Here is a 24,169-nt window from a genome sequence, read left to right on the forward strand (position 1 = left end):
GTCGTTGACGTGATGTCAGGGGGCTTCGCGGTGCGGGTGGGGGATCAGCTGGCCGGCCGGTACCGGCTGGACCAGCGGCTCGGGCAGGGCGGCATGGGCGAGGTGTGGCGGGCCCACGACACCGCGCTGGACCGGGCGGTGGCGGTCAAGGTGCTGCTGGAGGCGGCGACGAACGAGGAGTTGGTCGCCCGCTTCCGGCGGGAGGCCACCATCGGGGCGCGGCTCCAGCATCCGGGCATCACGGTGGTGCACGACGTGGGGCAGCAGGACGGCCGGCTCTTCATCGTGATGGAACTGCTGGCGGGCGAGGACCTGGCATCGGTGCTGGCGCGGGCGGGGGGCGGGCTGCCGGCGGACGTCGCGGTCGGGCTGGCGGCGCAGACCGCCGAGGCGCTGGCCGCCGCGCATGAGCAGGCCGTCATCCACCGGGATCTGAAACCCGCCAATCTCTTCCTGCTGCCCGGGGGGCGGCTGAAGATCTGCGACTTCGGCATCGCTCACTCCTCGGACGCGACGGCGGGCTGGACGGTGACCGGGCGGATCTTCGGCAGCCCCCCGTACATGGCCCCCGAGCAGTGGCGGGGCGAGCGGGTGGACGCCCGGTGCGATCTGTACGCGCTGGGGTGCGTGCTGTACGCGCTGCTGAGCGGGGATCCGCCGTACGGGCAGGCCGAGGGGCCGTACGTACTGATGCTCCGGCACATCGAGGAGGTTCCGCTCCCGCTGCGCGAGGTGGGTGCGCCGGTGGCGCCGGAGCTGGAGCGGCTGGTGCGGGCGCTGCTCGCGAAGGACCCGGCGGACCGGCCGGAGTCGGCCCTGGCGGTGGCGAAGACCCTGCGCGGGCTGACCGCACCGGGCGACGGGGCCGGGGCCGGGGCCGGGGACCGTTCCGGGGAACCGGTGGGCCGGGCGGTCACGGGCGGGAGCGTGACCGCACCGCCGGCCACGGGCGGGAGCGCGAGCGCGACCGCGAGCGGGGCCGAGGTCCCGGCCGGGGTCGGGGCTGCGGCCGGGAGCGGAGACGGGCACCGGGACGAGGCCGGCGACGGCGACGGCACTGTGGCCGGCGGTGTGACCGCCGTGGCGCGGGGGGTCGTGGGGGGTTTGCTGCGCGAGGTGGAGGAGACGTTGCGGGCGTTGCCCGCGGACGCGGAGGCGCGGGTCGAGGTGTTGGCCGTCGCCGCGGACGCGGCCGCGCGCTACGACGCGGGACTCGCCGGCCGGCTCCTCGCGGACGCCGAGGTCTGCGCGTGGACGGCCGCGCAGGGCGACGGGGCCCGGGCGGCCCGGCTGCTGACCGCCCTGGCCCGGGACACCGCCGGGCACTGCCCCGCACGGGCGCGGCGGCTGCTGACCGACGCGCAGCAGGCCCTGTTCACGGTGTTCGGCCCCGACCGGCGCGGCCCGCTGCTCGCGGTCGCGGAGGAGCTGGCCGGGGTCGCGCCGGAGCACGCCGCGCAGATCGCCGGGTACCACTTCGCGGACGGCCCCGTGGGGAGCCGGCTGCGGGCCCGCATCGACATGGCCGTTGCCGTGGCCGACCCCTGGAAGGCCGAGCGGCAGCTGTCCGGCATCGAGGACGCGGGCCGGCGCGCGACCGCGACGTACGACATGGTGCTGGCCCTGGCGGCGCGGGACCTGCCCGCCGCCCTGCGGCTCAGCGAGCGGATCGGCTCCGCGGGGGCCCGGCTGCTGGCCCTGTGCCAGGTCACGCGGGACCGTACCGCCGCCGGGGACATGGCCGGCGCGGCGCAGGCGCTCGCACAGGCCGAGCAGGAACTCCCCGGGGTGCTGGAGGAGCGGGCCTCGTGGCTGCGGGAGGAGGCCGCCCGGCACGCCGGGCGCGGCCGGCTCGTCGAGTCGGAGCGGCTGCTCACCCGCGCCTCGGGCCTGCTCCGCGGCCGGCTGGAGGCGGCCGGCGACGAGAAGGCCGACCACGCGCTGGCCTCGGTCGCGGCGGCCCGTGCCGGTGTGGAGCAGGGCTCCCGGCCGCCGCTGGATCCGGCGCGGGCGCTCGAACGCGCGGAGCGGGCCCGGAGTCTGCCGGAGGCCGCCGAGCGGGCCGGGGCCCTGGCGCGGATCGCCCTGGAATGCGCGGCGACGGGCAGCTCGCCCTGGCTGCCCGAGGCGGCGGCCGATCCGGGCAGCCCCCCGCCGCTCGGTACGGCGGTCGCGGTCAGCGCCGGGTCCCGGGTCCGGCGGCCGCCGTGGGTCACGGGCGAACCCGGTGCGCACGCGTGGCACACCGATGCCCGGCCGGACGCCCTGTACGCGGCCGGGGACGGAGTGGTGTGGCGGTCGGGGGCCGAAGTGGGCTGCGTACGGGCCGACGTGGGGGCGACCCGCTGGACGGCGATCGCCGACGAGGGCACGTCCGCCCCGCTGCCCGGCCGGCCGGCGGAGGTGAGCTGTACGGCCGATGCCGGGACGGTCTGCGTCGCGGTGCGGCGCGACGGCGAGCCCGCGCTGCGGCTGGTGGCGCGGGAACCGCAGGACGGGCGGGTGCGCTGGTGGCGGGACCTGCCGGAGGCGCGGCTGCTGCGGGCGGCCGGGGACATGGTGCTGCACGGCGGCACGGAGCGGCTGACCGCCCTGAGCGCGGCGACGGGCGAGACCCTGTGGACCCACGAGGCGCCGCACGTCCCGGGCCGGAGTCTGACGGTCGGCGGCGAGTGCGTGATCGTCGTGGACGGCCCGCTGCGGCGGGGGCTGCGCCTGTCGGACGGGGAGCCGCTGTGGTCGTGGTGGCGGGGCAAGGGGTTCGCGCCCGAGGACGCGTGGCAACCCGGGGCGCCGGTGTACGTACTGGACGGGGACACCGTACGGGCCTTGCACCAGTCGACCGGCCGGGAGCTGTGGCACGTCGAGCTCGGCAGTCCGGCGGCGCGGGTGCTGGCGTGGCACGACACGGTGTACGTGGCCGCGTACCGCCCGGCGGCGGGCTGGGACGTGGTGTACGCGCTGGACGCGGCGACGGGCGCGGAACGCTGGCGGCAGCCGCTGATCCGGCGCGACGCGACGGCCTGCGCCGTCGAACTGCTCGGGGTCCGGCCGGGCGGACTGTACGTGCGGGCCACACGCCCGGGCCGGCGCAGCTTCCTGGGCGCCGCACCGCCGTACGTCGCGGTCCTGGACCCGGCGACGGGCAAACGCCGCTGGCGGTCGTACGACGCGGCCTTCGGGGAGGGGGACGCGGTCCTGATCGGGGAGCACGTGATCTTCCCCGGCCCGGAACTCACGGCCGTCACGGTGCCGTAGGCCCCCTGGCAGGGGTGATCTCCGGGTGCGGGGGCCGGAAACCGCCCATACGCTCCCCCATGTGATTCCGTCGAGGAGCAGGCCGAAGAGACTCACGACCGCCGGGATATCCGCACGGGCCGGGCTCGTCCTGGCCGCCGCGCTGCTGGCGTTCGGCGGCTGGGGTCCGGCCGGGGCGCCGCCCGCCCGGGCCGACGATCCCGTGACGCTGTCCCGGCAGGGCCAGATCACCGACCGCGTGGGGGCGCTGGGCGACCGCAAGGCGTCCGTGACCGCCGCGCTGGACAAGCTGTACGCCGACCACAAGATCCAGCTGTTCGTGGCGTACGTACGCGATTTCTCCGGGCGCTCCGCGCAGAGCTGGGCCGACGCGACCGCGCAGAAGAACGGCCTCGGCCAGAACGACGTCCTGCTGGCCGTCGGGACCGGGGCCCGGCAGTACGCCTATTCGGCCGATGTCGACTCCGGTTTCACCAGCGCCCAGCTCGCGGACGTCGCGCAGAGCGCCATCGAGCCGGCCCTGAAGCAGAACGACTGGGCGGGCGCGGCCATCGGCGCGGCGGGCGGGTACGGCGCCGTGCTCGGCGGTGACCCGATCCCCGTGCCCGCCATCACCCCCGGCCCGGCCGACCCCGGAGGCGGGGCGAGCGGGGAGAGCGGCGCCGGGGACTTCGTCCTCCCGGTGGTCGCGGTCGGCGCGGCCGGCGCGCTCGGGGCGTACGCGTACACCCGCCGCAAGCGCAAGGGCGGCGCCGGGGGCCGTGCGACGGGCACCACCGGCTGGGGCGAGCCGCGCGGGGCGCCGGCCCCGCTGCCGCTGCCCGAACTGGACGCCAAGGCCAAGGCGCTGCTGGTGGAGAGCGACGACGCGATCCGCACCAGCACCGAGGAACTCGGCTTCGCCTCCGCCCAGTTCGGCGACGAGGCGATCGGTACCTTCACGACGGCGGTGGCGTACGCGAAGGACGAGCTGACGGCCGCGTTCCGGCTGCGCCAGCAGCTGGACGACGCGTACCCGGAGGACGACGCCACGCGGCGGCGGATGCTGGACGAGATCGTGGCCCGCTGCACCGAGGCGAACCGGCGGCTCGATGCCGAGTCGGCCGCCTTCGACCGGCTGCGGGACCTGGAGAAGAACGCACCGCAGGCCCTGGCCACGGTGGAGAAGCACTTCCGGGCGCTGACGGGCCGTACGACGACGGCGGAGGCGACACTGACCGAGCTGACCGGGCGGTACGCGGACTCGGCGTCGGCGCCCGTGGCCTCCAACCCCGAACAGGCCAAGGACCGGCTGCTGTTCGTGACGGCCAACCTCGGCGAGGCCCGGACCGCCATCAGCGGCGGGGAGATGGGCAGGGCGGCCGTGCACGTCCGGGCCGCCGAGGGCGCGGTGGACCAGGCCGCGACCCTGGTCGACGCGGTGGAGCGGCGGGCGCAGGAGCTCGCGGAGGCGGCCGGGAAGCTGACCGGCGCACTGCACGAGACGGACACGGACCTCGCGGACGCCCGCGGGCTGCTGACCGGCACCGCGGCGGGCTCCTCGACGGCGGATCTGCGCGGCCGGATCAGCCGGGCCGAGTCGGTCCTGGCCGACGTACGCCAGGAGCAGGCGGCCGGCCGGTACGACCCGATCGACGCCCTGCGCCGGGTCGAGGAGGCCGACGCGGCGCTGGACGAGGCCCTCTCCGGGGCGCGCGAGCGCGAGACGGGCCGGCAGCGTGCGACGGCCTTCCTCGACCAGGCCGTGCTCTCGGCCCGCAGCGCGATCGGCGCGGCCACGGACTACATCACCACCACCCGGGGCGCGGTCGGCAGCCAGGCCCGCACCCGGCTGGCGGAGGCGCAGCGCCACCTGGAGCGGTCGACGGCCCTGGCGGCGACGGACCCGCCGGGCGCGCTCTCGGAGGCGCAGCAGGCGGACTCGCTGGCCCGGCAGGCGCAGCAGCTCGCGGAGCATGACGTACGGGCGTACCAGGACCCGTACGGCGGCAGGCGCTCCGGCGGCGGCCGGGGCGGCGCCGTACTCGGCGGGATCATCCTCGGCGAGATCCTCCGGGGCGGGGGCGGCGGCTTCGGCGGGGGCTTCGGCGGGGGCGGGAGCGGCGGGGGTCGCGGCCCCGGCAGCTTCGGCGGCGGGGGCACCCGCGGCCGCATGGGCGGCGGCGGCCGCTTCTGACCCCCTCACCCCACTTCACCCCAGGGAGATCGACCATGAGCAAGCAGACCATCCTCGGCCGCGTCACCCAGCTCGCCAAGGCCAACATCAACGCGCTGCTGGACCAGGCGGAGGACCCGCAGAAGATGCTGGACCAGCTGATCCGGGACTACACGAACAACATCTCGGAGGCGGAGCAGGCCGTGGCCACCACCATCGGCAACCTGCGGATGCTGGAGGCGGACCACGAGGAGGACGTGGAGGCGGGCGGGGAGTGGGGCGGCAAGGCCCTCGCGGCGAGCAGGAAGGCCGACGAGCTGCGCGCGTCCGGTGCCACGGCGGACGCGGACAAGTTCGACAACCTGGCGAAGATCGCGCTGGGCCGCCAGATGCAGTCGGAGAAGGAGGCGGCGACGGCGGAGCCGACGATCGCCGCGCAGACCGAGGTGGTCGACAAGCTCAAGTCGGGGCTGGACTCGATGAAGAACAAGCTGACGGAGCTCCAGGCCAAACGCGACGAGCTGGTGGCCCGCGCCAAGACGGCCCGGGCGCAGAACACGATGATGGACGCGGTGAAGAACATCGACGTCATGGACCCGACCAGCGACCTGAACCGCTTCGAGGAGAAGGTGCGCAGGGAGGAGGCCATGGCGATGGGCAAGCAGGAACTGGCGGCGTCCTCCCTGGACGCGCAGTTCGAGTCCCTGGACGACCTCGGCAAGACCTCGGAGATCGAGGCGAGGCTCGCCGCGCTCAAGGCCACTGCCTAGCCGGCCGGCGCCGGCGGGGCAGAGGGCAGAAGGGGCAGGAGGCAGAGGAGGCAGGAGGGCGGGGGGCGGGGGGCGGGGGTCAGCCGTACATGCTCAACAGCTGCTCCGCCGACAGCTCGGCCACGGCCTCCGCCGCCGCACCCGGCAGCGGGAGCTCGAACCAGACGGTCTTGCCCCGGTGGGTGCGCCGCGTGCCCCAGCCCGCCGAGAGCAGGCCGACGAGCTGCAGCCCGCGCCCGCCCTCGTCGGTGTCGCGGGCGCGACGACGCCGCGGCTGGACGAGGTTGGCGTCCCACACCTCGCAGACCAGGGTCCGGTCCAGCAGCAGGCGGAGCCGGATCTCCCCCTCCCCGTACCGCAGGGCGTTGGTGACGAGCTCGCTCACCAGCAGCTCCGTGGTGTCCAGCAGGCCCTCCAGGCCCCACGCGGGCAGCTTCGCCCGGGCCAGCTCCCGGGCCCGGCCCACCGAACGGGCCTCGCGCGGCAGCTGCCAGTCCCCCACCGCGTCCACCGGCAGGCCCTGGACGCGGGCCATCAGCAGCGCGATGTCGTCCTCGCCGTGGCGGGTGTCGAGGGTGTTCAGGACGTGGTCGCACACGTCCTCCAGCGGCCGCACCGGATCGGCCAGCGCCTCCCGCAGCCCGCGCAGCCCCTCCTCCAACGGGTGGTCGCGCGATTCGACGAGCCCATCGGTGTACAGCGCGAGCAGCGCGCCCTCGGGGAGGTCGACCTCGACCTCTTCGAAGGGCTCCCCGCCCACCCCGAGCGGCATCCCCGTCGGTATTTCCAGCAGCAGGGCGGGCCTCGGCTCACCGCCCTCGTCGGGCGGTTCCACCAGTACGGGCGGCATGTGGCCCGCGTTGGCGATGGTGCAGCGCCGGGTCACCGGGTCGTAGACGGCGTACACGCAGGTGGCGAGGTACACCTCCGACCGGTCGGCGTCGCGCGAGTGCAGTGCGGCCCGCGAGGCCTGCTGGGAGCCGCCGGGCGCGCCCAGCCCGCGGGCGATCTCGTCCAGGGCGGTCAGCACCTCCGCCGGTTCGAGGTCCAGCAGCGCCAGGGTCCGTACGGCGGTGCGCAGTTCGCCCATGGCCACGGCCGCCCGCAGTCCCCGGCCCATCACGTCGCCGACGACCAGAGCCGTGCGGTGGCCGGGCAGCTCGATGACGTCGAACCAGTCGCCGCCCACCTCGGTCGCCGCGTTGCCGGGCAGGTAGCGGCAGGCGATGTCGAGACCGGCCGCCTCGGGGTCGCCGGGAGGCAGCAGGCTGCGCTGGAGTATCAGAGCCCGCTCGTGCTCGCGGCGGTAGAGCCGCGCGTTGTCGATGCAGACGGCGGCCCGTGCGGCGAGCTCCACCGCCACCGCCCGGTCGCGTTCGCCGAAGGGCTCGCTGCCCTTGGTGCGGGAGAACTGGGCGAGTCCGACGACGGTGTCATGGGCCACCATCGGTACGACGAGCGTGGACTGCACGAGGTCCTCGGGCCCGCCGCCCTCGATCAGCCGCGGCCGCGCCGTCCGCAGCGCCAGCGCGCCCGGCGAGGCCGCCGGATACCGGTGGACCTCCCCTACGGAGACCAGCGCGCCCGGACCCGACAGCGGGGCGTCCGACACCGCCGAGGCGAAGGCGACCCGCCGCAGCGCCGCGGACGGCGCCCGCCCGGCGTCCAGGCCGGGTGGCAGGGAGGGTACGCCGGGCCCCTGCGGCCGCGCGGGCCGGTCGTCGTCGCCGAGCAGCAGCCCCTGGTAGAGGTCGACGGCGGCCAGGTCGCAGAAGCCGGGGACGGTGACGTCGAGCAGTTCGCGCGCGGTGGTCTCCAGGTCGAGGGAGTTCCCGATCCGGTGGCCGGCCTCGTTGAGCAGGGCGAGATTGCGCCGGACCCCGGCGGCCTCGCGGGCGGCGAGGTGGCGGCGGGTGACGTCGGTGCCGAGTCCGGCCACGCCGATGGGCCGGCCGGTGCCGCCGTGCACGCGGTAGAGGTTGATGGACCAGTGGCGGCGCTCCCGGCTGCCGGGGGCGGCTCCGGTGATCCGGAGATCGGTGACGGACTCGCCGGTCTCCAGGACCCGGCGCAGGGCGTCGGCCATCCGGTCGGCCTCGTCTGCCGGGAGGTAGTCGTGGACGGTGCGGCCGCGGTGCTCCTCCACGGCGCCGCCGAAGACGGTCGCGAAGCGGCGGTTGGCGCGCTGCACGGTGAGGTCCGTACCGAAGAGCAGGAAGCCGAAGGGAGATTGACCGAATATGGCCTGCGATGCAGCGAGATCGGATTCGATCCGCCGTAGGGCGCGTACGTCGACGACGACGCACAGGGCGGCCCGCTCGGCGGTCTCGGTCTGGGTGGGCATCACATAGATCTCGGCCACGCCGTGGGCGCCCTCGCCTCCGGGCAACCGGAAGGGGATCAGGCCCGTCCATTCCTTGCCGTCGAGGATCTCGGCGACCCGGCGGTGTCCGTCGGCGTGCAGTTCGGGCGGCATGAAGGCGTCGACCGGGTCGCGGCCGACGGCCTGCGCGGGGGTCAGTCCGAACAGCTCCTCCGCGCGCAGACTCCACTGGTCGATGAGCCCGTCGGGGCCGATCGAAAACGAAGCGACCTTTATGTAGTCATATATCGAGCCAGGCGGGCTGCTGTGCCACAGGGAGTCGTGCCATGTCTCCCCGGGCACACGGGCCTGATGTGCCTGCGCAGGTATCTCGCTCAACGCGACCGTCCCCTCCAGCTCACCGCAACCGGACCGGCCATGACCGAAGTATTCAGCACCACGGCCCCGGACGGCACGGCGCTCACGATCACGAAAAGGTCCCGTTAGTTTCCGGCCATGCCGTGTGATCGGCGGCACCCCTTCCCCTTGTTACTCACCAGGAAGAGCCAACTCGAACCACACCGTCTTGCCCGACTTCCCGTGCCGGGTCCCCCAGCGCTGTGCCGAGACGGCGACGAGGTGCAGCCCCCGGCCGCCTTCGTCGTCGGGCCTCGCGACGCGTTCGCGGGGCGGATCCGGAAGCGGATCCGAAACCTCCACGAGAAGTGCCGGACCCCCGGGCGGGCCCCCGGAGGCCGGATCGCGCCGTACCAGGCGGACCCCGATGGGGCCGGAGGCGTAGCGCAGGGAATTGGTGACCAGCTCGCTGACCAGCAGGACGGTGACGTCACCGACGGAGTCGAGGCCCCAGGAGCGGAGTTTGCCGCGCACGGCGTGACGGGCGGTGCGGACCGCGCCCGGTTCGGCGGGGAAGGCCCATTCGGCGCATTCACCGTCTGTGTCGATCACGCCGATCACTTCCCGGGCCAGCAGCGACCCCTGTCCGGCTCGCCGGAGGCGAGAGGGGGCGAGATAGGGAGCAATAGCGACATACCCGATATTCGCGACGTCGTACCACTCGCTCTCTCACGCACCGGCGCACTGTGGCGCATCCGGCCTACAACGCGAGCGTCACGCGCCCCCGTGCGCCGGATCGTGCGGCCCCGGGCAGGGTCCGGGCAGGTTCCGGGGCGGATCCCCGGCAGGTCCGGGGCGGATCCCCGGGCCTCAGCCGCCCAGCCGGCGCCCGGCCTCCGCGACCGCCGGGCGGTCCTGGTCGAGCCAGTCCACGGAGTCCAGCTCGTGCGGCCCGAGCCAGCGCAGCTCGTCGTGGTCCTCCAGCGGCGCCGGCTCCCCGGACAGCAGCCGGGCGGTCCACACGTGCAGGACGAGACCGGGCTTGAGCGGCCACTCGCCCGGGATCCGCTCCAGTGCCTCCGCCTCCACCCCGAGCTCCTCGCGCAGTTCGCGCACCAGCGCCTCGGGTGCGGTCTCGCCGGGCTCGGCCTTGCCGCCGGGCAGCTCCCAGCGGCCGGCCAGCTCCGGGGGTGCGCTGCGGCGGGCGGCCAGCAGGCGCCCCTCATGACAAAGGGCTCCGCCCACGACCACTCGTACAGTCATGGACGGAGCCTATGGCAGCGCTGCGAGCGCTGCGACGCTCAGTTCGTAGTGGCGGTCTGACCGACCCGCTCGACCCAGTAGAGCTGCTTGTGTCCTCGGTCGTCGAGCTTCTCGACGACCTTCTGGGCCTCGGCCCGGGTGGGATACCGGCCCACCCGGTAGCGGTTGCCGTTGTCGTCCTGCCGTATGACCAGCCACGGGAGCAGGGCACCGCTGTCGTTCATCGCGTTTCACCCTCCGCCGACGTACCTGCCCGGGAAACCGCATTGCGCATATGCCGGAGCTTACGCCCGACCTTTACTGAGCGGATACGGTTTTTCACGAAGAGATACCTCCCAGGCGTACGCATCCGGCCATGCGTACGAGTGGGCCGTGCGCGCCGGTTCAGACCCGGCGCACCGTCGACATCGGCGGGGCCGCGGGGGTCAGCGGACCGGGAGGTGGTACGCGAGGCGGTAGCGGTCGGCCGGGACGACCACGTCGGCGGTTTCCACCGCGCGGCCCGAGGCGAAGTACGTGCGGCCGATCACCAGGACCACATGGCCCGGGACACCGCCCAGCAGGCTGATCTCCTCCGCCAGGCCCGGCCGCGCGCCGACCTCCTCGACGACGTTGTCCACGACCACGTCGATCGCGGCCATCCGGTCCACGACCCCCGAACCGCCGAGCGGGCCTTCCTCGGGCAGCATCACCGGGGTCCGGCCGGTCACGGCGAGCGGCTCCCAGGAGGTCGACAGCATCATCGCCTCCCCCGCGTCGCGGAAGACGTACCGCGTCCGCATCACCCGCTCGCCCGGCTCGATGCCGAGCCGCTCCGCGATCTCCGCGGGCGCCGGTGCCTGCTCGCTGCTCGACTCCCACGTGCCGCGCGCTCCCGCGTCCGCCTGCTCCTGACGGAAGGGGGTCGAGGCGCCGCCCGTGCGGTACCCGGAGCGGGCGACCCGCCGGGGCACGGGCTGCTCGCGCACATAGGTGCCGGAGCCGGACCGGCCCTCGACCAGCCCCTCCGCCATGAGGACCTTGCGCGCCTCCAGCGCCACGGTGTCGGAGACCCCGTACTCCTCGCGGATCCGGGCCTGCGAGGGGAGCCGGGCATGCGGGGGCAGGGACCCATCGACGATCTTCCGTCGCAGATCCCCGGCGACGCGCAGATAGGCCGGCTGCTCACCGAAAGTCACTGGCCACTCCCATCAGGTTGACAGACAGCTACACCCTGGCAACCCACGGTTGTGCACCGCAAGCAAGGGCCAGAGTTTCACCCGAAGTGATGAAGCCAGGTCCTCAAACCCGTTACCGCGCGTTACAGCGGGCGGTTCACGCCGCGCCGGTCGACGGCCCCTCGCCCGACCTGCCACCCGAGCCGCCGCCCGAGCCGCCCGGGGCCTCGGGGGACTCCTCCATCCACTCCGGAACCGTCGTCGACAGCCCGTACGCACCGCGCAGCGCCTTCTCCGTCTCCACCGACATCGCGGCCAGCGCGCGCCCCCACGCCCGGTCGAAGCCCGCGGACGTCACCTCCCGGGCGGCCTGCTGCCACTCCTTGCGCGCCGCCTCGACCTCCCGGAGCCGGGCACCCGCCTGCGCGCCCACCTCGGGGCGCTGCTTCGCCTCCTCCAGCATCCGCGCCTGGACCGCCAGCGCCTGGTCGACCTCCCGCGCCCAGGCGCGGTACTCCTGGGTGCCGCCGTCCTCGAGGTCGGCCTCGGGCGAGTGGCCCAGCGCGAGGTCGACGCCGTTCGCCGCGCGCAGGTACGCCACTTGCTCCGGCTTCAGCGTCCCGGCGTCCTTGCGCAGGCTCCCGCGCTGTTCCTCCCCGGTCGTGCCGATCACGCACAGCAGCTGCCGGTCGCCGTCGCGCCACGACTCGCGCGAGGGCGAGAAGTAGAACATCTCCGCGTAGTCCGGCAGGGCCCACGAATCCATCGCGTACGCGTCCTGCGCCTTCCAGCACTCGTCCGCGGCGGACTTCCGCAGCTGCTCCGCGCCCGGATAGCCCGCCTGCGTCAGCAGCCTCGAGGAGGTGACCTCCGCGTGGTGCGCCTCCGTACAGGCGATCCGGTACACGAAGGGGTCCTCGTCGAGGAGGTCCCCGCCGGGGACGTTGAAGCACTCGCCCGCCCGCAGCTCCTCGATGTCGGTCAGGTCGCCCTCGACGTTCTCGAACTGCTCCAGCGCGCTGACCCGTTCGAAGAACGACTCCGCGAACCGGTCCGTCACGAGGACCAGGCCCGCGCTCATCACGAGCGACACCACCAAGCCGACGATCGCGAGCGGCCGGCCCCGCTCCCGCCTCTTCGCGATCTGTACGAGTGCCACGACGGCGAACACCACACCCAGCGGCGGCAGGCAGAGCACCCCGACGAGCAGCGAGGCGAGCGCGAATCCGTTGAGCGGGGGCTGCCGGTACGCCTGCGGCTGCTGGGGCGGGACGGGCCAGAAGGGAGGCGGCGGGGTGCTCACGGGGTGAGGTGCTCCATCGAGGACGTGGCGGCGACGAACGGCGCGAACGAATGCGCGAAATAGTACGCAGCGGGGGCGACCGCCCAGTCGGTCGCCCCCGCAGTTCGTGGATCAGTTCGTGGATCAGCTCGTGGATCAGCTCGTGGATCAGCTCATCGCGCCTTCACCCGAGGCGGTCAGAACTGCAGTGCCCAGGAGTCGATCTTGCCGGTGTCGATGTTCGCGTTGTCGCTGACGCGCAGCTTCCACACCCCGTTGGCCACCTCGGCGGACGCGTTGACCGTGTAGGTCTTGACGATGTTGTCCGCGCTGCCGCCGGAGCGGTTGTGCAGGTTGTAGACCGTGCCGTCGGGGGCGACCAGGTCGACCTTGAGGTCACCGATGTAGGTGTGCTTGATGTCGACCGGGACGCTCAGCGCGGCCGGTGCGTTGCCGGAGATCCCGCTGACGGTGATCGGCGACTCGACGGTGGAGTTGTCGTTGACGGCGTAGTCCGCGGCGTTCTCGAAGCGGGTGCCCGGGTTCGGCGGCGTGGTCGAGGAACCCACGTTCAGCAGGCGGTTGGGGGAGCCGGTGCCGGGGCCGGTCACCACGTTCGGGGTGGCCGCGGCGACCAGGCCGTCCCGGACCTGCGCCGGGGTGCTCGCCGGGTTCTGCGAGAGGTAGAGCGCGGCCGCGCCCACGACGTGCGGCGTGGCCATCGACGTGCCGGAGATGGTGTTGGTGGCGGTGTCCCCGGTGCCCCACGAGGAGGTGATGGAGGAGCCCGGCGCGAAGATGTCCAGGATGGAGCCGTAGTTGGAGTAGCTCGCCTTGGCGTCGGTGTTGGTGGTGGCGCCGACGGTGATGGCCTCGGCCACGCGGGCCGGGGACTTGGTGGAGGCGTCGGTGGACTCGTTGCCCGCCGCGACGCCGTACGTGATGCCGCTGGCGATGGAGTTGCGTACGGCGGTGTCGAGCGCGGAGTCCGCGCCGCCGCCGAGCGACATGTTGGCCACGGCCGGCTTGACGGCGTGCTGGGTCACCCAGTCGATGCCCGCGACGACCTGGGCGGTCGTACCGGAGCCGTTGTTGTCGAGCACGCGGACGCCGACGATCTTCGCCTTCTTGGCCACGCCGTACGAGGAGCCCGCGACGGTGCCGGCGACGTGCGTGCCGTGGCCGTGGCCGTCCTGGGCGGTGTTGTCGTTGTCGATGGCGTCGTAGCCGTAGGAGGCGCGCCCGGCGAGGTCCTGGTGCGTGATGCGGACGCCGGTGTCGATGATGTACGCGGTGACGCCCTCGCCGGCCTGGTCCGGGTAGGCGTAGCTCTGGTTCAGCGGGAGCGCGCGCTGGTCGATGCGGTCCAGGCCCCACGACGGCGGGTTGGGCTGGGTGGCGTCGACGGTGAAGACGCGGTTCTGCACGACCGACTTGACGGCGGGGTCGGCGGCGAGCTTCTTGGCCTGCGCCTCGGAGACCTCGACGGAGTAGCCGTTGAGGGCGGCGCTGTAGGTCCGGTCGATCTTCGCGCCGTACCGCTGGGCGACGGCCTTGCCGCTGTCCGCGGTGGAGCGGGCGGCGGAGTCGTTCAGGGTCACGATGTAGCTGCCTGAGACGGCGCCGGCGGCGCCCGCGTTCTCGATGACGCCCTGCGGGGCGGCGGCCGCGGAGGCGGGTAACGCGGCGGCGGCGCCGAGCGCGAGGGCCACGACGGCGGTCGCGCTCATGCCGGCGAGCTTCCGGCGGGTGTGACGCATCACGGACATGTGGGGGTCCTTCGGATCGGTGGGGCGCTGCGGGGCGGGTGAACGGCGACGCACGGCACACGGCACACGGCACACGGGTACAGTTCTGGCCATGCTCATGACAAGTCATTCGGCCCAACGGACCGTCGCCTCCGCAAGGTTGACCCACCCCGTCGGCTCCCCACAAGAGGACAACGGATGCGTAACATCCATGCCATATAACGGCCATGAACGAGCAAAGGCGCTCCGCACATGACGCACGCACTCCCCGGTTACGTCTGCCCCCATGACGGCACCGGCGCGGACGCCCGGACCGCGCCGTGGTGCTGCCCGGTCTGCGGCGGCCCGTGGGACCTCGACTTCACACCCGATCCGGCCACCGCCCTGGAACCGGCGGCGGGACCCAACTCGCTGTGGCGGTACGCGGCCGCGCTGCCGCTGCCGGGGGCGTTCGCCGTATCGCTGGCGGAGGGCAACACTCCGCTGGTGCCGCTGGCGGAGCGCGTTCACGCCAAGCTCGACTTCCTGATGCCGACGCTGTCGTTCAAGGACCGGGGCGCGGTGATGCTCGCGGAGCTGGCCCGGCGGGTGGGCCCGGAGCGGGTCGTGGCGGACAGCAGCGGCAACGCGGGGACCTCGGTGGCGGCGTACTGCGCGCGCGCCGGGCTCGATTGTGAAGTTTTCGTGCCCGAGGGCACGTCGGAGAAGAAGACCGAGCAGATGCGGGCGCACGGCGCGGCGGTCCGGGTCGTCCCGGGCGGCCGGGAGGCGGCGGCGCGGGCCGCCCGTACCGCGGCGGACCTGCCCGGGGTGTTCTACGCGAGCCACGTGTTCAACCCGTACTTCCTGCACGGCACGAAGACGTACGTGTACGAGATCTGGGAGGCGCTCGGCGGCCACCTCCCCGAGGTACTGGTCGTCCCGGCGGGCAACGGCACCCTGCTGCTCGGGGCCGCGCTGGCGGTGGAGGAGCTGGCCCGGCGCGGGGTGAAGCCCCCCGCGCTGATCGCGGTGCAGGCCGCGGCGGTGGCCCCGCTGGCCTCGGCCTTCGCGGCGGGCGCCGAGGACGCCGAGCCGGTGCCCCAGCTGCCGACCCTGGCGGAGGGCATCGCGATCCCGGCCCCGCCGCGCGCCCGGCAGATCCTGGCCGCGGTCCGCGCGTCGGGCGGCACCTTCCTGACCGTCCCGGACGACCGGCTCCGCGCGGCCCAGCACGACCTGGCCCGCCGGGGCCTGTTCGTCGAGCCGACGGCCGCCGCCTGCTGGGCGGCGGTGGGCCCCACCGCCCCTGAAGACCCCCTCAAGGGCCGCACGGCGGTCCTCCCCCTGTGCGGCGCAGGCGCCAAAACGGGCCTGGCCCCGTAACGGCCGGGGCCGGAAGGGGCCGGAGCGCCGCTCGCCGCCCGCCCCGCAGGGCACCCCACGGCCGAGGCCGGAAAGGGCCGGAGGGCGAGGCTGGTCGAGGCCCGCGGAGCCGTGCCCTGCCGGGCGGGTCGAGGCCTGCCTGGCTCCGCCGAGGGCCGTCGGGGCCCGGGCCGGCCGGGGGCCCGCCGCACCTGGACAGCCGCGCGGCGCAAGGGCGGCGGGAAATCGGCAGCCGGGTGGCGCGGCCGTCTGGTGGACTGGCCCCATGACCAGTCATCTTGAACGCGCCCGCCAGTTCACCGCACTGCACACCCCGGCCGCGCCGCTGGCCCTCGCCAATGCCTGGGACGTGGCCAGCGCCCGGCTCGTCGAGGCCGCCGGGGCGCCCGCCGTCGCCACCACCAGCGCCGGAGTCGCCTGGTCGCTCGGCTCCCCCGACGGCGACGCCCTCGCGCGGGACCGCGCCCTCGACCTCGTCGGCCGGGTGGCCGGCGCCGTCTCCGTGCCCGTCACCGCCGACATCGAGGGCGGCTTCGGCGCCGACCCCGCCGGGGTCGGCGAGACCGTCGCCGGGGTGCTCGCCGCCGGCGCGGTCGGCATCAACATCGAGGACGGCACCCGCGCCCCCGCCGACCACGCGGAGCGCCTGGCCGCGGCCCGCGCCGCCGCCGAGGCCGCCGGGATCCCGCTCTACATCAACGCCCGCATCGACACCTACCTCTTCGGCCTCGGGGCGAAGGAGACGCGCCTCGACGAGACCCTGGCCCGCGCCGCCGCCTACCTGGAGGCCGGCGCCACCGGCATCTTCGTCCCCGGCGTCACCGACCCGGCCACCGTCACCGAGCTCGCCAAGGGCATCGACGCCCCGCTCAACGTCCTCGTCGGCCCCGGCGCCCCCACCGTCGCCGAGCTCGGCGCCCTCGGCGTGGCCCGCGTCAGCCTCGGCTCCTGGGTCGCCGAAGCCGCGTACGCCGTGGTCCGGCGCGCCGCCGAGGAGCTGATCTCCGGCGGTACGTACGGCTCCCTCGCGGGCTCCCTCCCGTACGGCGAGCTCAACGGCCTGCTCAAGGGCTGAGACGCAGCCGCGGACAGCAAAGGTGTAGACGTCAACGACCTAGGCTCGGACCATGCCCCGCTCATCCGCGCCCGCTTCCGCTTCCGCTCGCGTCTGGATCGCCCTCGCCCTCGTCTACGTCGTCTGGGGCTCGACCTACCTCGGCATCCGGATCGTCGTCCAGACCATGCCGCCGTTCCTGTCGGCGGGTGCCCGCTTCATCACCGCGGGCGTCCTGCTGGCGGGGCTCGTCGCCTGGCGCGACGGCCCGGCGGCGCTCCGGGCCACCCGCCGGCAGGTCGGCTCGGCTGTCGCGGTCGGGCTGCTGCTGATCCTCGGCGGCAACGGCCTGATCGTGCTCGCCGAGACTTCGGTGCCCTCGGGCCTGGCCGCGCTGCTGGTGGCGGCCGTGCCGATGTGGCTGGTGCTGCTGCGGGCGGGCACCGGGGACCGGCCGCCGCTGCGGACGCTCGGCGGGGTGCTGCTCGGCCTCGCCGGGCTGGCCGTGCTGACCGTCCCCGGGATCAGCGGCGAGATCCGGCTCGGCGGGGTACTGCTGGTGGTGGCCGGCTCGGCCCTGTGGTCGCTCGGCTCGTTCTCCGCGGCGCGGCTGACCCTGCCGGGCAACCCCTTCACCGGCAGCGCGTACCAGATGCTCGCGGGCGGGGTCGGCGGCATCGTCGTGGGCCTGTGCCGCGGCGAGCAGCACGGCCTCGACCCGGGCTCCTTCTCCACCGCGTCCTGGCTGGCGCTGGGCTACCTGGTCGTCTTCGGCTCGCTCGTCGGTTTCACCTCGTACGTGTGGCTGCTGCGGTCGGCGCCGCTCTCGCTGGTCTCCACTTACGCGTACGTCAATCCGGTCGTGGCCGTAGCACTGGGCTGGCTCATCCTCGACGAGGCCCTGACCTGGCCGATCCTGCTCGGCGGGGCGATCGTCGTGGCGGCGGTGTGCGTGATCGTGAGCACCGAGCGCAGGAGCTGAGCCGGGCCGAGGCCCCGGGGGGCCGCAGGCTCAGCCCTTCGCGGCCCGCTCGTACAGCGCCTTCGCCTTCTCGTCGAAGAGCGCCGCCGTCGAGTCCACGTCCGTGTCCCCGCCGCTCAGCACCCCGATCAGCCGGCCCGGCTGGTCCGCGCCGCCGCGGTCGGCGATCCAGGGGCTGCCGCTGGTGCCGGTCCAGAATCCCGCGCAGCTGATGTAGAGCATGTCGGGGTCGTTCTCGTCGTGCCGGGACTGGGTGGTGCAGGCCACGGGCTTGTTCTGCGGGTTGTGCTGCGACTCGGGGTAGCCCACCACCGTCACGTCGCGCTCGTACCCGGAGGTCCAGTCGGGCTGGGGGGCCTCGCCCCGGCCTACCGCGTCCTGCACGCTGCGCCCGTCCCCGTCCGGCTCGACGGTGAGGAAGGCGAAGTCGGCGGTGTCCTCGCCCCACTTCGTCCAGCGCTCGTCCACCTGGATCGAACGCACCTTCCACACCCCCAGCGGCTGGTGCCCGGAGCCCTCGCCCGAGAAGGCGGGGGCGAAGGCGAGCTCGCCGATGGCCAGGCCGTCGTGGGCGACCTCGCCCGGCCGGCCGTCCTCGCCCGCGGGGGCCACGCAGTGCGCCGCGGTCGCGACGACGTTGCCCTTGGGGCTGTCGACGACGCTCGCGGTGCACCAGTGCTCACCGTTGGCCATGAGCACGCCGACGGTGGGGAAGGGGAGCGCCTGCTTGTCGCCCGAGGCCGAGGCCTCGAGGAACACCACGGCGAGCACCGCGGCGACCCCGGCGACGGCCGCGGAGGCGACCCCCTTCACCGCGGGGCTCATCGCACGTCGGGGTCGGGGGTCGGCGCCGACATCACCTTGCTGATCCACTCCAGCGAGCCCTCCCTCATGCCTCGCACGTAGGACTTTCCGTTGTGCTCACCATCCTGGATCACCTGCAGCAAGGTGTGCACGGGGCCCTTGCCGTACTCGTTCATGAACTTCTCGGCCTTCTCGCGGCCGCTCTCCTTGGTGCCGATCTGGAAGTTGATGTAGACGTCCGGACCGCCCTCCTTGATCAGCTTCTCGGCGAGCTTCTCCGGGTTGTTCTCGTCCATGGCCTGCGTGTTCCCCTTCCACAAAGGGGAATCGGGGACGATGTCGACCCCGCTCGCGATGGCGGCCTTGAACCGGTCGGGGTACTTCAGGACGTGCTTGAAGGCACCGAATCCGCCTGCGGAGGAGCCCATGAAGGCCCAGCCGTCGCGGGAGGTGAAGGTCCGGAAATTGGCCTTCGTGAAATCCGGGATGTCTTCGACCATCCAGGTGCCCATCTTCGGCTCGCCCGGGATGTCGGAGGCGTCGAAGTGGTGCTTGGTGTCGGCGTTGTGCACCGGCATGACCAGGATGAAGGGCAGGCTGGTGCCGGCCTTCGCCCCGTCGCTCACGGCCTTCTCCAGGCCCAGGCCCGGGCCGGTCCCCCAGTAGTTCGTGGGATAGCCGCGGCCGCCGGGCAGCGAGATCAGGACCGGGAAGGCGCTCTTGGCGTACTTCGGGTCGTCGTACTGCTTCGGCACCCACACCCACACGTCACCCGTGAAGCCCGACTTCTTGCCGGTGAGCGTGGTCCGGCCGATCTGCGTGCCGTCCGGCAGCCGGTAGGTGCGGGTGAACGCGGCCGCCGGCCCGGTGGGCATGAGTACCCCCGAACGAGTGGTGTCGGAGGCCGCGGCGGCGGTCTCGTGCGGGACCTTCCCGAAGGAAACCGGATCCCCTATGTCGGTGAAGAGTTTGTACTTGTACGCGGCCGCTCCCCCGGCGGCCAGGGTGAACGCGAGTCCACCGCTGATCAGAATCAGGCGCAGGTGCTTGGGTCGACGGCGGGCCTTGGTCGGGGCCCTGCCGTCGCCCTGCTGGTCATGCTGCACGGAATGTGTCCCGTTCCTTCTCCGGCGCTCGTCAGAGGAGCGCGGGCCGGACCGATTGGTCCCCCTTACATCCTTAACAGAGGAGTGAACGACCGGATGGGTTGCCTGGGACGGGCGGGACGTGGCACGAACCACGCGAATGCCCGGCGGCCGGGCCGCTCGCCGATCAGCCGGCTTCGGGCTTCGGGCCCTTGAGCACCTTGCTGATCCACTCCAGCGAGCTCTCCTTCATGCCGCGCACGTAGTGCCAGCCGTTGTGCTCGCCGTTCTGGATGTCGTGGATGGTCGTCTTGACGGGGCCCGTGCCGTACTGCTGCTGGAACTTCAGCATCCGCTCCTTGCCGGACTCCTTGGTGCCGACCTGGAAGTTGATGAAGACCTCCGGGCCATTGCCGTCGATCAGCTTCTTGGCCAGCTTCTCCGGGTTGTTCTCGTCCATCTCCGCCTGGTGGCCCTTCCAGAGCGGGGAGTCCGGGACGATCTCGCCGCCGCTGGCGATCACGGCCTTGAACTTGTCCGGGTGCTGGAGGAGCGTCTTCATGCCGACGAAGGCACCGGAGGAGGAGCCCATGAAGGCCCAGCCGTCGCGGGACTTGTACGTACGGAAATTCGCCCGGGTGAAGTCCGGGACGTCCTCGGCGATCCAGGTGCCCATCTTCTGCTGACCGGGTATGTCCGAGCCGTCGTAGTAGTACTTGTTGTCGGGGTTGAGCACCGGCATGATCACGACGAAGGGCAGGCTCGTGCCGGCCTGGACCCCCTCGCTGATGGCCTTCTGGAGGCCGAGGCTGCGGTCGGACCAGTAGTTGGCCGGGAATCCGTTGCCGCCGGGGAGCGCGATGAGCACCGGGAAGGCGCTCTTGGCGTACTTCGGGTCGTCGTACTCCTTGGGCGCCCAGACCCAGACGTCACCCTCGAAGCCGGACTTTGCGCCCGCGAGGCGGGTCTTGGCGATGATCGTGCCGTCGTCGAGCTTGGTGGTCTGCTTGAAGTCGGACTTCGGTCCGGACGGCATGAGCACGTCGGGGTCGCCGCTCGGCTTGGCGGGGGGCTGCGCGGCGCCGGGGGACTTCTTCTCGGTGTCGGGGGCCGACGGGGCCGCCGCGGGCGGCGGGGTCTTGCCGAAGCTCACGGCTTCGCCGTTGCCGGAGAACCAGTCCAGCTTCCAGGCGGCGAAGCCGCCGGATATGAGGAGCGCGAGCGCCACCACGGCGCTGGCCCACACCCCGCGCCGGGAGCGCCTGGGCGGGGCCGCGGGCTGCTCGCCGCACGGCGGGTGCGCGGGGTGCGGCTGGTCCTGGCGCTCCTGCTGCGGGTCTTGGCGCTCCTGCGGCTGGTCCTGGCGCTCCTGCTGCGGGTACTGGTGCACGAACTTCGCTCCGAACGGTCTTGACTGCCCCCGGGGGCAGCGCGGCTGGGCTCCCGATGGTCGGGATGTACGAATCCCCCGGACAGTTCCAAACCCCGGCGAAGAGGCGGACGGGGTCTCGCCGGCCGGACAGATGGATGGGGGCCGGCGCGGCCGGACCTCACCCCTGGTCGTCACCTCTGGTCGTCGAGCCGCTGCGCGCACCGGCCCAGCAGCCGGATGAGCAGCTCCCGCTCCTCCCCCGTGAACTCCTGCGCGAGCGCCCGCTCCACCGCCACGGCGGCCGCGTCAGCCAGCACCATCACCGCGCGCCCCTCGTCCGTGAGCCGGGTCTCCAGCACGTTGCCGTGCCACTCGTGCGGGGTCCGCTCGATGAACCCGCGCTCCTGGAGGTTCTTCAGCACGGTGTTCATCGTCGGCGGCGTCACCCCGCACAGGCGGGCGAGGCCGGCCGCGGAGATGCCGGGCTTCTCGGAGATCCAGAGCAGGGCGGCGTACTGCGGAACCGTTACTGCGGCCGACTTCAAGGCCGCGTTCTTGGCCGCGAGGAGCGCCTGTTCAGCGCGCTTGATGTGGGAGCCGATGCGCTCCTCGACGGGCATGGAGGTCATTGCGACATCCTACGGGCCCCTTGCATGAGTTAGAGCTCTAACATACATTCGCTCTCACCTACACGAAAGAGGACGTCTGACGTGAAGCTCATGTCCGCCGCACTGCCCGCCACCCTCCTGACCCTGGCCGCGACCGTCGCCCTCGGCGCGGCGCCCGCCGCCCGGGCCTCGGACGGCCGCGTCTCCACGGCCTTCACCCTCCCCGGCGCGAAGGTCTTCCCGGAGGGCATAGCCGCCGACCCCCGCACCCACACCGTGTACGTCGGCTCGTACACGGACGGCACGATCTACCGGGCCCGCCCCGGCCGGACCACCGCCGAGGTCTTCCTGCCCGCGGGCACCGACGGCCGCCACACGGCGAACGGCCTGCGGGTCGACGCGCGCGGCCGGCTGTGGGTGATCGACTCCACCGCGGGCGTCTCGGTCTACGACCAGGCGACCGGCGCGCGGCTGGCCCACTTCGAGGTGGCCGATCCGGCGAAGCCGTTCTTCGTCAACGACCTGGCCGTCACCCCGGACGGCACGGCGTACCTGACCGACAGCGTCCGCGCCGTGGTCTACCGCGTGACCCCGGACGAGCTCGCGGCCGGCTCCGGGCCGCTGCGTCCCGCGTACGACCTGAGCGGGCACCTCACCCCGGCCCCGGCGGGCGGCTTCAGCCTCAACGGCATCACCACGGACCGGGCCGGGCGGTACCTGCTGACGGTGGACATGACGGCGGGCGACCTGTTCCGCATCGACCTCGGCACGGGCGCGATCTCCCGCGTCGCCCTCGACGCCGGCCGCGCGGGCGGCCCCGGCGACGGCCCCGGCGGCAGGCTCGTCCACGCCGACGGCCTCGACCTGGCCCCCGACGGCACCCTGCGCGTGGCCCTGAACACGGTCAACACCCTGGCGAGCTGGCGGCTCTCCGCGGACGGCACCCGCGCCCGGCTCACCCGTACGGTCACGGACCCGTCGCTCCAGATCCCGACCACCCTGGTCCACACCCCGGGCCGCACCCTGGTGGTCCGCTCCCAGTTCGACAAGACGGGCGGCCCGATGCCCCCCGGCACCGGGACCCCCACCGCCTTCACGGTCGCCTCGGTCCGCGGCTTCTGAGGCTAGGAGCCCCGCAGCACCGAGGCGACGTCCGGCGGGACGTACGCGTCGCCCTTGAGCACCTTGCCGTCGGCGCGGAAGGCGGGGCGGCCGCCCGGACCGAGCTTGCTCATGTTCGCGCGGTGGACCTCGGCGATCACCGCGTCGAGGTCGATGCCGTACGCCGCCGCCGTGCCGTAGGCGATGTACACCACGTCGGCCAACTCGTGCGCGATGTGCGCGAGTTCGCCTTCGGCCGTCGCCTCGGCGAGCTCGGCCACCTCCTCGTGGAGCAAGTCCTGGCGGTGCCGGGCGAGTTCGGGCGAGGGCGGCGTGGGCACGGAGGGGCAGTCGAGTCCGAAGGCGCGGTGAAAGGCGCGGACACGCCCGGCGGTCGACTCGACCGGGTCCTGGTTCATCGCCCGATCGTATCGACGCCCCACCCCCGCCCACACACCCATCGAGCGCCCCTCTGCCTGCACTCCAACACCGGCAGCATCGGCATCAGCATCGGCATCCGCATCCGCACCTGCCCCACGGTGCCGCGCGCGGAAGGCTGGTTCGCGGAGGCCGGCATCCCGCACCACTGGTGCATCGAGGACGGGGACGGGTCACCCGTCGTCCACGTCCACGAGCTCGACGAACCCACCGGCGCCTGCGCGCCCGCCGGGATCTTCCGGGGCAACGTCCCAGCACCGCCCTCACCACACGGGTGGTCAGTAGTGATACCGGGCCGCGAGGATGACGGTCTCTTCATCCGTCACCAGGTAGACGAGGCGGTGCTCGTCGTCGATCCGCCGCGACCACGCCCCGGGCAAGTGGTACTTCAAAGGTTCGGGCTTGCCGATCCCCGAGAAGGGGTCACGCCTGACGTCCTCGATGAGCTTGTTGATCCTGGCGAGCATCTTGCGGTCGTTCTTGAGCCAGGACGTGTAGTCCTCCCAGCCCTGATCCTCGAAGAGGAGCCTCACGCGGCACCCACACCCGCGTCCGCCGCGTCGGGATCGATCAGCTCGCGCTCCGACACATTGATACGGGACAGAGCGTTCTCGTACGCCTTGAGCAGCCGCCGGGCGTTCGCCGGAGAGCGCAGCAGATACGAGCCCTCGCGCAGCGCCGCGTAGTCCTCGGCCGAGACCAGCACGGCATTGCCGTGCTTGGAGACGATCTCGATGGCCTCGTGGTTCTCGTTGACCTTCTTGATCAGCGGAAAGAGTTCCTTGCGGGCTTCGCTCGCGGTGATGGACATGACCCGACCCCTTCCCTCAAGTGGTACCTGATAACGTACCACTCTCGACGCTCTTCGGCCGGGTCAGCCAGCACATCCAGCACACGCGCGGCGAGGCGCCCTGCCCACCGCCACGATTTCAGCACCACCGCACTCGTGTCCCAGCCCGAACGACGCCGCCTGGGTCATGTCCCTTGTGGTGGTGTAGCTGATCACTGGATGGTGCCAGGCAGGTTGGCGTTGGTGTCCGGATAGAGGCTGTCCATGCTTTCGATGGA

21 protein-coding genes and 1 pseudogene are annotated in these 24,169 nt (G+C 73.2%); 8 read left to right on the forward strand and 14 right to left on the reverse strand.

From position 1 onward, the window contains the following. Window positions 1-12: 12 nt before the first annotated feature. The 3 genes from ACFWB8_RS23825 to ACFWB8_RS23835 all read left to right on the forward strand — a co-directional run bounded on the left by ACFWB8_RS23825 (window position 13) and on the right by ACFWB8_RS23835 (window position 6,183). Window positions 13-3,258: a protein kinase gene (locus ACFWB8_RS23825; protein WP_385230576.1), complete on the forward strand. Its 3,246-nt coding sequence runs from the start codon at window positions 13-15 to the stop codon at window positions 3,256-3,258. A 106-nt stretch (window positions 3,259-3,364) separates the two neighbouring features. After that, window positions 3,365-5,434: a TPM domain-containing protein gene (locus ACFWB8_RS23830; RefSeq protein ID WP_385230579.1), complete on the forward strand. Its 2,070-nt coding sequence runs from the start codon at window positions 3,365-3,367 to the stop codon at window positions 5,432-5,434. A gap of 35 nt (window positions 5,435-5,469) precedes the next feature. Further along, window positions 5,470-6,183, forward strand: a complete 714-nt coding sequence (locus tag ACFWB8_RS23835; protein ID WP_385230517.1) for a PspA/IM30 family protein — start codon at window positions 5,470-5,472, stop codon at window positions 6,181-6,183. Between the two features lie 79 nt (window positions 6,184-6,262). On the opposite strand, the gene ACFWB8_RS23840 is transcribed toward ACFWB8_RS23835, so the two are convergent. The 7 genes from ACFWB8_RS23840 to ACFWB8_RS23870 all read right to left on the reverse strand — a co-directional run bounded on the left by ACFWB8_RS23840 (window position 6,263) and on the right by ACFWB8_RS23870 (window position 14,313). Further along, the gene (locus ACFWB8_RS23840) at window positions 6,263-8,848 is read right to left on the reverse strand and encodes a SpoIIE family protein phosphatase (RefSeq protein ID WP_385230520.1); all 2,586 of its coding nucleotides are present in this window, start codon (window positions 8,846-8,848) and stop codon (window positions 6,263-6,265) included. Between the two features lie 186 nt (window positions 8,849-9,034). Then, window positions 9,035-9,463, reverse strand: coding sequence for an ATP-binding protein (locus ACFWB8_RS23845; RefSeq protein WP_385230523.1), 429 nt, complete (start codon window positions 9,461-9,463; stop codon window positions 9,035-9,037). Window positions 9,464-9,712: 249 nt separating this feature from the next. Then, the gene (locus ACFWB8_RS23850; protein WP_385230526.1) at window positions 9,713-10,105 is read right to left on the reverse strand and encodes a (deoxy)nucleoside triphosphate pyrophosphohydrolase; all 393 of its coding nucleotides are present in this window, start codon (window positions 10,103-10,105) and stop codon (window positions 9,713-9,715) included. Window positions 10,106-10,143: 38 nt separating this feature from the next. Further along, complete coding sequence (locus tag ACFWB8_RS23855; RefSeq protein WP_385230529.1) at window positions 10,144-10,329, reverse strand: SPOR domain-containing protein; 186 nt, start codon at window positions 10,327-10,329, stop codon at window positions 10,144-10,146. A 201-nt stretch (window positions 10,330-10,530) separates the two neighbouring features. Beyond that, on the reverse strand, window positions 10,531-11,283 hold the full coding sequence (locus ACFWB8_RS23860; protein WP_385230532.1) for a GntR family transcriptional regulator: 753 nt from the start codon (window positions 11,281-11,283) through the stop codon (window positions 10,531-10,533). A 136-nt stretch (window positions 11,284-11,419) separates the two neighbouring features. Further along, the gene (locus ACFWB8_RS23865; RefSeq protein WP_385230535.1) at window positions 11,420-12,565 is read right to left on the reverse strand and encodes a DUF4190 domain-containing protein; all 1,146 of its coding nucleotides are present in this window, start codon (window positions 12,563-12,565) and stop codon (window positions 11,420-11,422) included. Between the two features lie 176 nt (window positions 12,566-12,741). Next, window positions 12,742-14,313 carry a S8 family serine peptidase gene (locus tag ACFWB8_RS23870; protein ID WP_385230538.1) on the reverse strand — a complete coding sequence of 524 codons (1,572 nt, stop codon included), beginning with the start codon at window positions 14,311-14,313 and terminating at the stop codon, window positions 12,742-12,744. Between the two features lie 231 nt (window positions 14,314-14,544). Between ACFWB8_RS23870 and ACFWB8_RS23875 the strand changes: the two genes are divergently transcribed. The 3 genes from ACFWB8_RS23875 (at window position 14,545) to ACFWB8_RS23885 (ending at window position 17,693) form a co-directional block, all read left to right on the forward strand. After that, on the forward strand, window positions 14,545-15,657 hold the full coding sequence (locus ACFWB8_RS23875; RefSeq protein ID WP_385230541.1) for a pyridoxal-phosphate dependent enzyme: 1,113 nt from the start codon (window positions 14,545-14,547) through the stop codon (window positions 15,655-15,657). Between the two features lie 265 nt (window positions 15,658-15,922). Then, complete coding sequence (locus ACFWB8_RS23880) at window positions 15,923-16,732, forward strand: isocitrate lyase/phosphoenolpyruvate mutase family protein (protein WP_385230543.1); 810 nt, start codon at window positions 15,923-15,925, stop codon at window positions 16,730-16,732. 52 nt (window positions 16,733-16,784) lie between these two features. Next, a complete protein-coding gene (locus ACFWB8_RS23885) occupies window positions 16,785-17,693 on the forward strand; it encodes an EamA family transporter (RefSeq protein WP_385230546.1) in 909 nt (302 codons plus the stop codon). 30 nt (window positions 17,694-17,723) lie between these two features. Here ACFWB8_RS23885 and ACFWB8_RS23890 read toward each other — a convergent pair whose 3' ends face one another. The 4 genes from ACFWB8_RS23890 to ACFWB8_RS23905 form a co-directional block, all read right to left on the reverse strand. Further along, on the reverse strand, window positions 17,724-18,518 hold the full coding sequence (locus tag ACFWB8_RS23890) for a trypsin-like serine peptidase (RefSeq protein ID WP_385230549.1): 795 nt from the start codon (window positions 18,516-18,518) through the stop codon (window positions 17,724-17,726). Continuing rightward, window positions 18,515-19,603 (reverse strand): alpha/beta hydrolase, encoded by a 1,089-nt coding sequence (locus ACFWB8_RS23895; RefSeq protein ID WP_385230552.1) that lies wholly within the window; start codon window positions 19,601-19,603, stop codon window positions 18,515-18,517. The genes ACFWB8_RS23890 and ACFWB8_RS23895 overlap by 4 nt, the downstream gene beginning before the upstream one ends. 166 nt (window positions 19,604-19,769) lie before the next feature. Continuing rightward, complete coding sequence (locus ACFWB8_RS23900; protein ID WP_385230555.1) at window positions 19,770-20,972, reverse strand: alpha/beta hydrolase; 1,203 nt, start codon at window positions 20,970-20,972, stop codon at window positions 19,770-19,772. A 173-nt stretch (window positions 20,973-21,145) separates the two neighbouring features. Next, complete coding sequence (locus ACFWB8_RS23905) at window positions 21,146-21,583, reverse strand: MarR family winged helix-turn-helix transcriptional regulator (protein WP_385230558.1); 438 nt, start codon at window positions 21,581-21,583, stop codon at window positions 21,146-21,148. Between the two features lie 90 nt (window positions 21,584-21,673). On the opposite strand from ACFWB8_RS23905, the gene ACFWB8_RS23910 reads away from it, so the two are divergent. Beyond that, the gene (locus ACFWB8_RS23910; protein WP_385230582.1) at window positions 21,674-22,684 is read left to right on the forward strand and encodes an SMP-30/gluconolactonase/LRE family protein; all 1,011 of its coding nucleotides are present in this window, start codon (window positions 21,674-21,676) and stop codon (window positions 22,682-22,684) included. 2 nt (window positions 22,685-22,686) lie between these two features. Here the strand turns inward: ACFWB8_RS23910 and ACFWB8_RS23915 are convergent, their stop codons facing one another. Next, window positions 22,687-23,082, reverse strand: coding sequence for a MazG nucleotide pyrophosphohydrolase domain-containing protein (locus ACFWB8_RS23915; RefSeq protein WP_385230561.1), 396 nt, complete (start codon window positions 23,080-23,082; stop codon window positions 22,687-22,689). A 141-nt stretch (window positions 23,083-23,223) separates the two neighbouring features. Between ACFWB8_RS23915 and ACFWB8_RS23920 the strand changes: the two are divergent. Then, window positions 23,224-23,361: pseudogene (locus tag ACFWB8_RS23920) on the forward strand (Uma2 family endonuclease); the annotation flags it as partial. 18 nt (window positions 23,362-23,379) lie between these two features. Here the strand turns inward: ACFWB8_RS23920 and ACFWB8_RS23925 are convergent. Together ACFWB8_RS23925 and ACFWB8_RS23930 are read right to left on the reverse strand one after the other, a co-directional pair. Next, on the reverse strand, window positions 23,380-23,634 hold the full coding sequence (locus ACFWB8_RS23925; RefSeq protein ID WP_385230564.1) for a Txe/YoeB family addiction module toxin: 255 nt from the start codon (window positions 23,632-23,634) through the stop codon (window positions 23,380-23,382). Continuing rightward, window positions 23,631-23,912: a type II toxin-antitoxin system Phd/YefM family antitoxin gene (locus tag ACFWB8_RS23930; protein ID WP_385230567.1), complete on the reverse strand. Its 282-nt coding sequence runs from the start codon at window positions 23,910-23,912 to the stop codon at window positions 23,631-23,633. The genes ACFWB8_RS23925 and ACFWB8_RS23930 overlap by 4 nt, the downstream gene beginning before the upstream one ends. Window positions 23,913-24,169 lie beyond the last annotated feature (257 nt).

The sequence above is a fragment of the Streptomyces sp. NPDC060031 genome (assembly GCF_042736805.1).
GTDB lineage: Bacteria > Actinomycetota > Actinomycetes > Streptomycetales > Streptomycetaceae > Streptomyces.

Excerpts from the sequence above, each read along its gene's own strand:
- ACFWB8_RS23825 (WP_385230576.1), top strand. The coding sequence starts at position 13 with ATGTCAGGGGGCTTCGCGGTGCGGGTGGGGGATCAGCTGGCCGGCCGG.
- ACFWB8_RS23835 (WP_385230517.1), top strand. The coding sequence starts at position 5,470 with ATGAGCAAGCAGACCATCCTCGGCCGCGTCACCCAGCTCGCCAAGGCC.
- ACFWB8_RS23850 (WP_385230526.1), bottom strand. The coding sequence starts at position 10,105 with ATGACTGTACGAGTGGTCGTGGGCGGAGCCCTTTGTCATGAGGGGCGC.
- ACFWB8_RS23855 (WP_385230529.1), bottom strand. The coding sequence starts at position 10,329 with ATGAACGACAGCGGTGCCCTGCTCCCGTGGCTGGTCATACGGCAGGAC.
- ACFWB8_RS23870 (WP_385230538.1), bottom strand. The coding sequence starts at position 14,313 with ATGTCCGTGATGCGTCACACCCGCCGGAAGCTCGCCGGCATGAGCGCG.
- ACFWB8_RS23875 (WP_385230541.1), top strand. The coding sequence starts at position 14,545 with ATGACGCACGCACTCCCCGGTTACGTCTGCCCCCATGACGGCACCGGC.
- ACFWB8_RS23880 (WP_385230543.1), top strand. The coding sequence starts at position 15,923 with ATGACCAGTCATCTTGAACGCGCCCGCCAGTTCACCGCACTGCACACC.
- ACFWB8_RS23885 (WP_385230546.1), top strand. The coding sequence starts at position 16,785 with ATGCCCCGCTCATCCGCGCCCGCTTCCGCTTCCGCTCGCGTCTGGATC.
- ACFWB8_RS23890 (WP_385230549.1), bottom strand. The coding sequence starts at position 18,518 with ATGAGCCCCGCGGTGAAGGGGGTCGCCTCCGCGGCCGTCGCCGGGGTC.
- ACFWB8_RS23905 (WP_385230558.1), bottom strand. The coding sequence starts at position 21,583 with ATGACCTCCATGCCCGTCGAGGAGCGCATCGGCTCCCACATCAAGCGC.
- ACFWB8_RS23910 (WP_385230582.1), top strand. The coding sequence starts at position 21,674 with ATGTCCGCCGCACTGCCCGCCACCCTCCTGACCCTGGCCGCGACCGTC.
- ACFWB8_RS23915 (WP_385230561.1), bottom strand. The coding sequence starts at position 23,082 with ATGAACCAGGACCCGGTCGAGTCGACCGCCGGGCGTGTCCGCGCCTTT.
- ACFWB8_RS23930 (WP_385230567.1), bottom strand. The coding sequence starts at position 23,912 with ATGTCCATCACCGCGAGCGAAGCCCGCAAGGAACTCTTTCCGCTGATC.